Origin of the sequence: Mycolicibacter nonchromogenicus (assembly GCF_002101775.1) — a bacterium.
In the GTDB taxonomy this organism is placed as follows: Bacteria; Actinomycetota; Actinomycetes; order Mycobacteriales; family Mycobacteriaceae; genus Mycobacterium; species Mycobacterium nonchromogenicum.
Map to the genome: position 1 here is coordinate 56,139 of NZ_LQPI01000031.1, position 10,638 is coordinate 66,776.

10 protein-coding genes are annotated in these 10,638 nt (G+C 68.3%); all 10 read left to right on the forward strand.

The features are described from left to right. The first annotated feature begins 54 nt into the window (after positions 1-54). Positions 55-1,545, forward strand: coding sequence for a carotenoid oxygenase family protein (locus AWC18_RS05485; RefSeq protein WP_085138030.1), 1,491 nt, complete (start codon positions 55-57; stop codon positions 1,543-1,545). After that, complete coding sequence (locus AWC18_RS05490) at positions 1,542-2,585, forward strand: winged helix-turn-helix transcriptional regulator (protein ID WP_085138031.1); 1,044 nt, start codon at positions 1,542-1,544, stop codon at positions 2,583-2,585. Before AWC18_RS05485 ends, AWC18_RS05490 begins: the two co-directional genes overlap by 4 nt. A 9-nt stretch (positions 2,586-2,594) precedes the next feature. Then, a complete protein-coding gene (locus AWC18_RS05495; RefSeq protein ID WP_085138032.1) occupies positions 2,595-3,209 on the forward strand; it encodes a riboflavin synthase in 615 nt (204 codons plus the stop codon). 97 nt (positions 3,210-3,306) lie between these two features. Next, entirely contained in the window at positions 3,307-4,581 is a 1,275-nt protein-coding gene (locus AWC18_RS05500) for a bifunctional 3,4-dihydroxy-2-butanone-4-phosphate synthase/GTP cyclohydrolase II (RefSeq protein ID WP_064996594.1), read from the forward strand. Then, positions 4,582-5,064 (forward strand): 6,7-dimethyl-8-ribityllumazine synthase, encoded by a 483-nt coding sequence (gene ribH, locus AWC18_RS05505; RefSeq protein ID WP_064996593.1) that lies wholly within the window; start codon positions 4,582-4,584, stop codon positions 5,062-5,064. Continuing rightward, positions 5,061-5,516 carry a PH domain-containing protein gene (locus tag AWC18_RS05510; protein WP_064996592.1) on the forward strand — a complete coding sequence of 152 codons (456 nt, stop codon included), beginning with the start codon at positions 5,061-5,063 and terminating at the stop codon, positions 5,514-5,516. Before ribH ends, AWC18_RS05510 begins: the two co-directional genes overlap by 4 nt. A 30-nt stretch (positions 5,517-5,546) precedes the next feature. After that, on the forward strand, positions 5,547-7,505 hold the full coding sequence (gene uvrC, locus AWC18_RS05515; protein ID WP_085138033.1) for an excinuclease ABC subunit UvrC: 1,959 nt from the start codon (positions 5,547-5,549) through the stop codon (positions 7,503-7,505). After that, a complete protein-coding gene (gene rapZ, locus AWC18_RS05520) occupies positions 7,502-8,437 on the forward strand; it encodes an RNase adapter RapZ (RefSeq protein WP_064996590.1) in 936 nt (311 codons plus the stop codon). The genes uvrC and rapZ overlap by 4 nt, the downstream gene beginning before the upstream one ends. A 97-nt stretch (positions 8,438-8,534) precedes the next feature. Further along, entirely contained in the window at positions 8,535-9,581 is a 1,047-nt protein-coding gene (yvcK, locus tag AWC18_RS05525; RefSeq protein WP_165607183.1) for a uridine diphosphate-N-acetylglucosamine-binding protein YvcK, read from the forward strand. Further along, a complete protein-coding gene (whiA, locus tag AWC18_RS05530) occupies positions 9,572-10,555 on the forward strand; it encodes a DNA-binding protein WhiA (protein ID WP_064996588.1) in 984 nt (327 codons plus the stop codon). The genes yvcK and whiA overlap by 10 nt, the downstream gene beginning before the upstream one ends. Positions 10,556-10,638: the final 83 nt, after the last annotated feature.

Genomic DNA, 10,638 nt, shown 5'->3' on the forward strand with positions numbered 1-10,638 from the left:
ATGATACAGTTAGCAGAGCCACTCTGGCAATTGAACCTTGGCGTTGGAGGCAGCATGGGATCCGAACTGGTCACGACGTTCACCTCGACCTTGCCGGTGGACGACGACCACCCGTACCGCACCGGACCGTGGCGCCCGCAGCGCAATGAGTGGCGGGCCGATGATCTGGAGGTCGTGCAGGGCAAGGTGCCCGACGACCTTGACGGGGTGTACCTGCGCAACACCGAGAATCCGCTGCACCCGCCGGCCCAGCACTACCACCCCTTCGACGGGGACGGAATGATCCACGCGGTCGAGTTCCGCAACGGAAAAGCCAACTACCGCAATCGGTTCGTGCGCACCGACGGGTTCTACGCCGACAACGAGGCCGGCGCCTCGCTGTGGGCGGGGTTCATCGAATCACCGTCGGATGCCACCAGAACCGACGGCTGGGGTGCGCGGCGGCGGATGAAGGATGCGTCGAGCACCGACGTGATCGTGCACCGGGGAGTGGCGCTGACCAGCTTCTACATGTGCGGCGATCTGTACCGGGTGGACCCCTACACCGCCGAGACGCTGGGCAAGGAGACCTGGCAGGGACAGATCCCGGACTGGGGGGTCTCGGCGCATCCCAAGGTGGACCCCGTCACCGGTGAGCTGTTGTTCTTCAGCTACAGCAAGGAATCCCCATACCTGCGATACGGGGCGGTCGACAAAGACGGCAACCTCTTGCACCTGACCGACGTCGAGTTGCCCGGCCCCAGGCTGCCGCATGACATGGCGTTCACCGAGAATTACGTGATCCTCAACGACTTCCCGTTGTTCTGGAATCCCGAGCTGCTCAAGAGCGATCTGCACGTGCCGCATTTCAGCCGCGACATCCCGTCGCGTTTCGCCGTGGTGCCACGCCGCGGCGACCTGTCGAAGGTGATGTGGTTCGAGACCGAGCCGACCTACGTCCTGCATTTCACCAACGCCTACGAGGACGGTGACGAGATCGTGCTCGACGGGTTCTTCCAGAGCAACCCGTCACCGTCGGCCAAGGGAGCGCGCTCCCTGGAGGAGGCGGCGTTTCGATGGCTGGCGCTGGACGGTTTCGAGTCCCGACTGCACCGCTGGCGCTTCAACCTCGCCACCGGTAAAGCCACCGAGGAGCGGCTCAGTGACAACTTCACCGAATTCGGAATGATCAACGCCGAGCAGCAGACTCGCGACTACCGCTACGTCTACGCCGCCACCGGCGAGCCGGGCCGGTTCCTGTTCAACGGTCTGGTCAAGCACGACCTGCAGACCGGATCGGAGGAACGCATCAGTTTCGGCGACGGGGTTTTCGGCAGCGAGGCACCGATGGCGCCCAGGGTCGGCTCGACCGGTGAGGACGACGGCTACCTGATCACCCTGACCACCGACATGAACGAGGACGCCTCCTACTGCGTGGTGCTGGATGCGGCCCGGATCAGCGACGGACCGGTCTGCAAGCTGCGACTGCCGGAACGGATCAGCAGCGGAACCCATTCCACCTGGGTAGCCGGTTCCGAACTCCGCCAGTGGCATGGCCCGCGATGACCGACGTCCCCGAACTGAGCGGCCCCGATGATCCGGGCTCGCCGTTCGAACTGGCCCCGGGCCAGGCCAATGCCATCGGGCGCATGCTCGCACTGCTCGGCGACGAATGGACCCTGCTGCTGGTCCGCGAAGCACTGCTCGGGGCAACCCGATTCAGCGACTTCGCGCACCTGCCGATCTCGAATGCGGTGCTGACCACCCGCCTGCAGGCTCTGGTGCGCGACGGACTGCTCCAGCGGCAGATCTACCAGCAGCAGCCACTGCGGGCCGGCTACCTGGCGACCCCGCAATGCCGGCAGCTGTGGGCGGTTCTGGTGTCGATCTGGCAGTGGGAACGGACCTGGGTCGACGATCACGTCGACGGCCTGCCCGGAATGCGGCACCGAACCTGCGGCCAGGACTTCGCGCCCGTCCTGACCTGCGGCCACTGTCAGACAGCGGCCGCAGTCGCCGACATCGAGGCGCGCTGGGGCCCGAGCGGCAGCTGGCAGCGCTCGGTACCGCGCGCCACCACCCGCCGACGGCTGCGATCCGGCGCCGGCCAGGCGGGACTGTTCCCGCAGACCATGGCAATCTTCGGCAACCGGTGGTCGGCGGCCATCATCGGCGCGGCGTTCATGGGCACCCGGCGATTCAGCGACTTCCAGACTCGCCTCGACGCGCCCGCCGCCCTGATCGCCCATCGGCTCAAAGTGTTCTGCGAGATCGGTGTCCTACAGGCGGCGGCGCACCCGAAGCGGGCGGATTGGAACGAATACCACCTGACCCCCAAAGGACTGGCCTTCTACCCGGTGATCGCCACCGCCATCCACTGGGCGCAGACCAACTACACCGGTGGGGAAGGACCCGCCCTGCGGCAAATCCACCGTCGGTGCGGGCACGACTTCGTCCCGCAGCTGGTCTGCGACCAATGCGCAATGGTCCTGACCGCCGACAGCATCGGAGTGGTGCCACGCCGCGATGAGGCGGTCGACCTCGCCGGCGACGCGGCGCCGGCTTCCGCGCCGACGGCCGTCAGGCCGCGCCGAGACCATCGCTAGCCTGATGTGATGTTCACCGGAATCGTCGAGGAGCTGGGCGAGCTGGTCGGCCGTGAGGACCTCGCCGACGCTGCGCGCCTGGTCATCCAGGGCCCCACCGTCACCTCCGATGCCCGCCACGGCGACTCGATCGCCGTCAACGGCGTGTGCCTGACCGTTGTCGATGTGCAGCCCGGCGGGCGCTTCAGCGCCGATGTGATGCGCGAGACACTGGAGCGCTCCAGCCTGGGATCGTTGCAGGTCGGCAGCCCGGTGAACCTGGAACGCGCCGCTGCTCTGGGCAGCCGGCTGGGTGGCCACATCGTGCAGGGCCACGTCGACGGCACCGGGCCGGTGTTGGCCCGCACCCCAGGCCAGCACTGGGAGGTGGTGCGTATCGGGCTGCCGGCGTCGCTGGCGCGTTATGTGGTGGAGAAGGGCTCGATCACCGTCGACGGCACCTCACTGACGGTGTCGGGACTCGGCACCGACCCAGGCGGCCAGGAATTCTTTGAAGTCTCGCTGATTCCAACCACCCTGGAACTGACGACCCTGGGCCGGGCACCGGTCGGCGCCGTGGTCAATCTTGAGGTGGACGTGATTGCCAAATATGTCGAGCGGCTGGTGACAAAGCCCACGGAATGAGTCCACGAGGCGAACCGTCGTTCCGGGGTGGTTCATACTGGACGGGCAGGTTGCGTCGTCCCGGCGCTTCCCAATCGTGAAATCAAGGTGGCAGAAGATGACGAAGTTGGACACCGTCGAGCGGGCGGTTGCCGACATCGCGGCCGGAAAGGCTGTCGTCGTCATCGACGACGAAGACCGCGAGAATGAGGGCGATCTGATCTTCGCCGCCGAGAAGGCCACCCCCGAGCTGGTGGCGTTCATGGTCCGTTACACCTCCGGCTACCTGTGCGTTCCCCTCGACGGCGCCATCTGCGACCGGCTGGGGCTGCTGCCGATGTATGCGGTGAACCAGGACAAGCACGGCACCGCCTACACCGTCACCGTCGACGCGAAGAACAACGTCGGCACCGGCATCTCGGCGTCTGACCGGGCCACCACCATGCGGCTGCTGGCCGATCCGGGCAGTGTCTCCGACGACTTCACCCGCCCGGGCCACGTGGTGCCGCTGCGCGCCAAGGACGGCGGGGTGCTGCGCCGGCCGGGCCACACCGAGGCCGCCGTCGACCTGGCCCGCATGGCGGGTCTGCAGCCCGCCGGCGCGATCTGCGAGATCGTCAGCCAAAAAGACGAGGGCGCCATGGCCCAGACCGAAGAGCTGCGGGTCTTCGCCGACGAGCACGGTCTGGCCCTGATCTCCATCGCCGACATGATCGAGTGGCGGCGCAAGCACGAAAAGCACATCGAGCGCGTCGCCGAGGCACGCATCCCGACCCGCCACGGCGAGTTCCGGGCGGTCGGCTACACCAGCATCTATGAGGACGTCGAGCATGTCGCGCTGGTGCGCGGCGAGATCGCCGGGCCGAACAACGACGGTGATGACGTGCTGGTTCGCGTGCACTCGGAGTGCCTGACCGGCGATGTCTTCGGCTCTCGGCGCTGCGACTGCGGTCCGCAACTGGACGCGGCGCTGGCGATGGTCGCCCAGGAGGGCCGCGGCGTGGTGCTCTACATGCGTGGGCACGAGGGCCGGGGCATCGGCCTGCTGCACAAACTGCAGGCCTACCAACTGCAGGACGCCGGCGACGACACCGTCGACGCCAACCTCAAGCTGGGCCTGCCGGCCGACGCCCGCGACTACGGGATCGGGGCGCAGATCCTGACCGACCTCGGCGTTCGTTCCATGCGACTGCTCACCAACAACCCGGCCAAGCGTGTCGGGCTGGACGGTTACGGCCTGCACGTCATCGAGCGGGTGCCGTTGCCGGTGCGCGCCAATTCCGAGAACATCCGCTACCTGCTGACCAAGCGTGACCGGATGGGCCATGAACTGACCGGCCTGGAGGACTTCGACGCCTCCGCGCACCTGGATGAATTCGGCGGTGCGCTCTAAATGAGTCCAGCCGCAGGAGTGCCGGACATGCCGGCACTCGACGCCTCTGATGTGCGCCTGGCGATCGTGGCCAGCACCTGGCACACCCGGATCTGTGACGCCCTGCTGGCCGGGGCCCGCAGGGTGGCCGCCGAAGCGGGCATCCCCGAGCCGACCGTGGTGCGGGTGCTCGGGGCGATCGAGATCCCCGTGGTGACGCAGGAAGTGGCCCGAAACCACGACGCCGTCGTCGCTCTGGGCGTCGTGATCCGCGGCGCCACGCCGCATTTCGACTATGTGTGTGACGCGGTGACCCAGGGCCTGACCCGGGTGTCGCTGGACGCCGCGACCCCGGTGGCCAACGGCGTGCTCACCGTCAACGACGAGGAGCAGGCGCTGGACCGCGCCGGACTGCCCGGTTCGACCGAAGACAAGGGTGCTCAGGCAGCTGCCGCGGCGCTCAGTACGGCGCTGACCCTGCGCGAGCTTCGCGCCGCACCGTGACGTCCCCGGCCCCGCACTGGGATCTGCAGGTGCGCCCGCGCATGATGCGCTACGGCGTCTGGGTCGTCGCCTCGCTGATCGTGACCATCCACGTCGTGGTGAGCCTGCTGCTGACCATCCGGGCCAGCGGCGTGATCTTCCGCACCTACGACCGGGTGGCCGTCATCGTGCTGGGCCTGATCGTGGCCGGTGCGCTGCTGCTGTTGACGCGGGCCCGTGTGCGCGCAGGTGAGGCCGGGGTGTCGGTACGCAATGCGCTCGGAGACCGGCTGATTCCGTGGTCGCAGGTGCTCGGGGTGACCTTCCCGCCGGGCAAGCGCTGGGCCCGGCTGGAGCTGCCCGACGACGAATACATTCCGCTGGTCGCCATCCAGTCCGCGGACAAAGAGCACGCTGTCGAGGCCATGCGGGAGCTGCGCGCCCTGGTCTCGCGCTACCGTCCCCCGTCCTAGAAGCGCGCAGACCTAGCTAGCCTGGATAACGTGCCAGACCCCGCGACCTATCGCCCGGCGCCCGGGTCCATTCCCGTCGCGCCCGGCGTGTACCGGTTCGTCGACCCGCACGGCCGGGTCATCTACGTGGGCAAGGCGAAAAGCCTGCGGTCCCGGCTGACGTCCTACTTCTCCGACATCGCTGGCCTGCACCCGCGGACCCGCCAGATGGTGACGACCGCGGCAGGCGTGGAGTGGACGGTGGTCAACACCGAGGTCGAGGCTCTGCAGCTGGAATACAACTGGATCAAAGAGTTCGACCCGCGGTTCAACGTTCGCTACCGCGACGACAAGACCTACCCCGTGCTGGCGGTCACCCTCAACGAGGAATATCCGCGGCTGATGGTCTACCGCGGGCCGCGCCGCAAGGGCGTGCGCTACTTCGGGCCCTACTCCCACGCCTGGGCGATCCGCGAGACCCTGGACCTGCTGCTGCGGGTCTTCCCGGCCCGCACCTGCTCGTCGGGAGTGTTCAAGCGCCACCAACAGATCGGCCGGCCCTGCCTGCTCGGCTACATCGGCAAATGCTCCGCGCCGTGCGTCGGGCGGGTCAGCGCCGAAGAGCATCGGCGGATCGTGGACGACTTCTGCGACTTTCTGGCCGGCAAGACCGACCGGCTGGTCCGCAGCCTCGAGCAGCAGATGCTGGCCGCCTCCGACAAACTGGACTTCGAACGTGCCGCACGCCTGCGCGACGATGTCGCCGCCCTGAAGCGCGCCCTGGAGAAGCAGGCCGTGGTGCTCGGCGACGGGACCGACGCCGACGTGGTGGCATTCGCCGAAGATGAGCTGGAAGCGGCGGTTCAGGTGTTTCACGTGCGCGGTGGACGGGTGCGCGGGCAACGCGGCTGGATCGTTGAAAAGCCCGGCGACCCAGGCGATGCCGACAGCTCCCTGGGCCAGCTGGTGGAGCAGTTCATCACCCAGTTCTACGGGGACCAGGCGGAATTGGAGGGCGCGGCCGACGAGCCGACCAACCCGGTGCCGCGCGAGGTGTTGGTGCCGTGCCTGCCGGCCAACTCCGACGAGCTGACCAGCTGGCTTTGCGAGCTGCGGGGCTCGCGGGTCTCGCTGCGGGTGCCCCTGCGCGGCGACAAGCGGACACTGGCCGAGACGGTCGAACGCAATGCCAAAGACGCGCTGCAGCAACACAAGATGAAGCGGGCGGGTGATTTCACCGCCAGATCGGCTGCGCTGCAGAATATTCAGGAGTCCCTCGGCCTTTCCGAGGCCCCGCTGCGCATCGAATGCGTTGACATCAGTCATGTGCAGGGCACGGATGTCGTCGGGTCGCTGGTGGTGTTCGAGGACGGCTTGCCGCGCAAGTCGGACTACCGCCATTTCGCGATCCGGGAGGCCGCCGGCGACGGGCGTTCCGACGATGTGGCCTCGATCGCCGAAGTGACGCGCCGTCGGTTCCGCCGACATCTGGATGCCGAAGTTCTTGCACCCGAAGGAAAATCGCGGAAGTTTGCCTATCCGCCCAACCTCTACGTGGTGGACGGCGGCGCGCCGCAGGTCAATGCCGCGGCCGCGGTGCTGGCCGAGCTCGGCATCACCGACGTGGCGACCATAGGCCTGGCCAAACGTCTGGAGGAGGTGTGGGTGCCCTCAGAGCCGGACCCGATCATCCTGCCCCGGCAGAGCGAGGGGCTCTATCTTCTGCAGCGGATTCGGGACGAGGCGCACCGGTTCGCCATCACCTACCACCGAAGCAAACGGTCAAAACGGATGACCGAGTCGGTGCTGGACGCGGTGCCCGGGTTGGGCGAGCATCGGCGCAAGGTGCTGATCTCCCATTTCGGTTCGGTGGCACGACTGAAACGGGCTACCGTCGAAGAGCTCACCTCGATCCCGGGGATCGGCGCGGCGACGGCCGCCGCCGTCCTCGAGGCGCTGGGGGCCGACGGCGCGGCGGGCGCCGCTGAACAGCAACGGATGTCGGGATGACTACGGAATCATCAAAAGGCGTGCGGGAACGCGATGTCGCCGGCCCCGGAGAGGGTGCCGGCATCGACGTGGTGCTGGTGACCGGACTGTCCGGCGCGGGGCGGGGCACCGCGGCGAAGGTGCTGGAGGACTTGGGCTGGTATGTCGCCGACAACCTGCCCCCCGACCTGATCACCCGCATGGTGGATCTGGGCCTGGCGGCGGGCTCCCGGATCACCCAGCTGGCGGTCGTGATGGATGTGCGCTCGGCCGGCTTCACCGGCGACCTGGACTCGGTGCGCACCGAACTGGCCACCCGCGGCATCAACCCGCGGGTGCTGTTCATGGAGGCCGGCGATGACGTGCTGATCCGGCGCTACGAGCACAACCGCCGCAGCCACCCGCTGCAGGGCAAGCAGACCCTCATCGAGGGCATCGCGGCCGAGCGGATCATGCTGGCGCCGGTGCGTGCGGTGGCCGACCTGGTGATCGACACCTCGGTGCTCAGCGTGCGCGAGCTGCGGGAGAGCATCGAGGAGATGTTCGGCGGCGACGCCGCCGTCGCGCCCACGTCAATCACCGTGGAGTCCTTCGGTTTCAAGTACGGCCTGCCGATGGACGCCGACATGGTCATGGACGTGCGCTTCCTGCCCAACCCGCATTGGGTAGACGAACTGCGCCCGCACACCGGGCAGCATCCGGCGGTGCGCGACTACGTGCTGAGTCAACCGGGCGCCGATGAGTTCCTCGCCGGCTACCACCGACTGCTGACCCTGGTGGTCGGCGGCTATCGGCGCGAGGGAAAGCGGTACATGACCCTGGCCATCGGGTGCACCGGCGGCAAGCACCGCAGTGTGGCCATCGCCGAGGCGCTGGCACGGTTGTTGGATGCCGAAGACGACAACGACGAGCTGTCGGTGCGGGTGCTGCACCGGGATGTGGGTCGCGAATGAGTGCAGTGGGGGCACCCGCTTGCGGGGGAACGAGATTGCGGAGCGATGAGGAGGAGCGTCGCCAGTGAGCGTTGAGCCTGCACAAGGCAATCCGAGCATCGTTGCGCTCGGTGGGGGGCACGGACTGTACGCGACGCTGTCGGCTGCCCGCCGGCTGACTCCGCATGTCACCGCGGTGGTGACCGTTGCCGACGACGGCGGCTCGTCGGGCCGGCTGCGCGGTGAACTCGACGTGATTCCGCCCGGAGACCTGCGGATGGCACTGGCGGCGCTGGCCGCCGACACCCCGACGGGCCAACTTTGGGCGACCATCCTGCAGCACCGCTTCGGTGGCACCGGCGCCCTGGCGGGGCATCCGATCGGCAATCTGCTGCTGGCCGGCCTCAACGAGGTGCTGGCCGACCCGGTCGCCGCGCTCGATGAGCTCGGCCGGATGCTGGGGGTCAAGGGGCGGGTGCTGCCGATGTGCCCGATCGCGCTGCAGATCGAAGCCGACGTGTCGGGCCTCGAAGCCGACCCGCGACTGTTCCGGCTGATCCGGGGCCAGGTGGCCATCGCAACCACCCCGGGAAAGGTGCGCCGGGTGCGGCTGATGCCGGGCGACCCGCCGGCCACCCGCCAAGCGGTGGACGCCATTATGGCCGCGGATCTGGTGGTGCTCGGCCCGGGCTCGTGGTTCACCAGCGTGATCCCGCACCTGCTGGTACCGGGACTGGCCGCGGCATTGCAGAACACCTCGGCCCGCCGCGCCCTGGTGCTCAACCTGGTGGCCGAGCCGGGGGAGACCGCGGGATTCTCGGTGGAGCGCCACCTGCACGTGCTGGCGCAACATGCGCCCGGTTTTACCGTGGACCACATCATCATCGACGCAGGCCGGGTGCCCAGCGAACGCGAGCGCGAGCAGCTGCGGCGGGCCGCCACGTTGTTCGCTGCCGAGGTTCGGTTCGTGGACGTGGCCCGACCTGGTACACCTTTACATGACCCAGGAAAGTTGGCGGCGGCGCTGGACGGGGTTCGGAACATGGACGCATCGACGTTGTCTGTTCCGACACCGGTCGTGACGCATGCCGAGGGCGGGGGCCGGCAATCCGGCGTGAGTGGACCGAGCGGGCTCGGGCCGGGAGGTGACAAGTCGTGGCGATGACGGCCGAAGTCAAGGACGAGCTGAGCCGTCTCGTGGTCAGTTCGGTGAGTGCGCGCCGCGCCGAGGTCGCGGCGCTGCTGCGCTTCGCCGGCGGACTACACATCGTGGCCGGTCGGGTTGTGGTCGAAGCCGAGGTGGACCTGGGGGTTATCGCGCGGCGGCTGCGCAAGGACATCTTCGACCTATACGGCTACAACGCGATCGTGCACGTGCTGAGCGCCAGTGGGATGCGCAAGAGCACCCGCTACGTGCTGCGCGTGACGAAGGACGGTGAAGCGCTGGCCCGCCAGACCGGACTGCTGGATCTGCGTGGCCGCCCGGTGCGGGGCCTGCCTGCCCAGGTGGTGGGCGGCAGCGTCGCTGACGCCGAAGCTGCCTGGCGGGGCGCGTTTTTGGCGCACGGTTCCCTTACCGAGCCGGGCCGCTCGTCGGCGCTGGAGGTGGGCTGCCCGGGTCCGGAGGCCGCCTTGGCGCTGGTCGGCGCGGCACGGCGCCTCGGGGTCAGCGCCAAAGCCCGCGAGGTGCGTGGCGCAGACCGGGTGGTGGTACGCGACGGCGAGGCGATCGGAGCGCTGCTGACCCGAATGGGTGCCCAGGACACCCGGCTGATCTGGGAGGAACGCCGAATCCGCCGGGAGGTGCGGGCTACCGCCAATCGGCTGGCCAACTTCGACGACGCCAACCTGCGCCGCTCCGCGCGGGCGGCCGTGGCGGCGGCGGCGCGGGTGGAACGTGCGCTGGCGATTCTCGGTGACAGCGTGCCCGATCATCTGGCTTCGGCCGGCAAGCTGCGGGTGGAGCACCGGCAGGCCTCCCTGGAGGAATTGGGCCGGCTGGCTGACCCGCCGATGACCAAAGACGCGGTGGCGGGGCGCATCCGGCGGCTGCTGTCGATGGCTGACCGCAAGGCCAAGCAGGACGGCATTCCCGACACCGAGTCCGCGGTCACGCCGGAGCTGCTCGAAGACGCCTAGTTCGGCGTTGTCCCCAGTTGGGGGTTGATCCACAGGTTCGGTGGTTTGGGTGTTGGTTGTCGGTGGTGTTGTCGGGGGTGGTT

Coding starts and splice junctions, on each gene's coding strand:
- ribH (WP_064996593.1), top strand. CDS start 4,582: ATGAGTCCAGCCGCAGGAGTGCCGGACATGCCGGCACTCGACGCCTCT.
- AWC18_RS05490 (WP_085138031.1), top strand. CDS start 1,542: ATGACCGACGTCCCCGAACTGAGCGGCCCCGATGATCCGGGCTCGCCG.
- AWC18_RS05495 (WP_085138032.1), top strand. CDS start 2,595: ATGTTCACCGGAATCGTCGAGGAGCTGGGCGAGCTGGTCGGCCGTGAG.
- rapZ (WP_064996590.1), top strand. CDS start 7,502: ATGACTACGGAATCATCAAAAGGCGTGCGGGAACGCGATGTCGCCGGC.
- AWC18_RS05500 (WP_064996594.1), top strand. CDS start 3,307: ATGACGAAGTTGGACACCGTCGAGCGGGCGGTTGCCGACATCGCGGCC.
- AWC18_RS05485 (WP_085138030.1), top strand. CDS start 55: ATGGGATCCGAACTGGTCACGACGTTCACCTCGACCTTGCCGGTGGAC.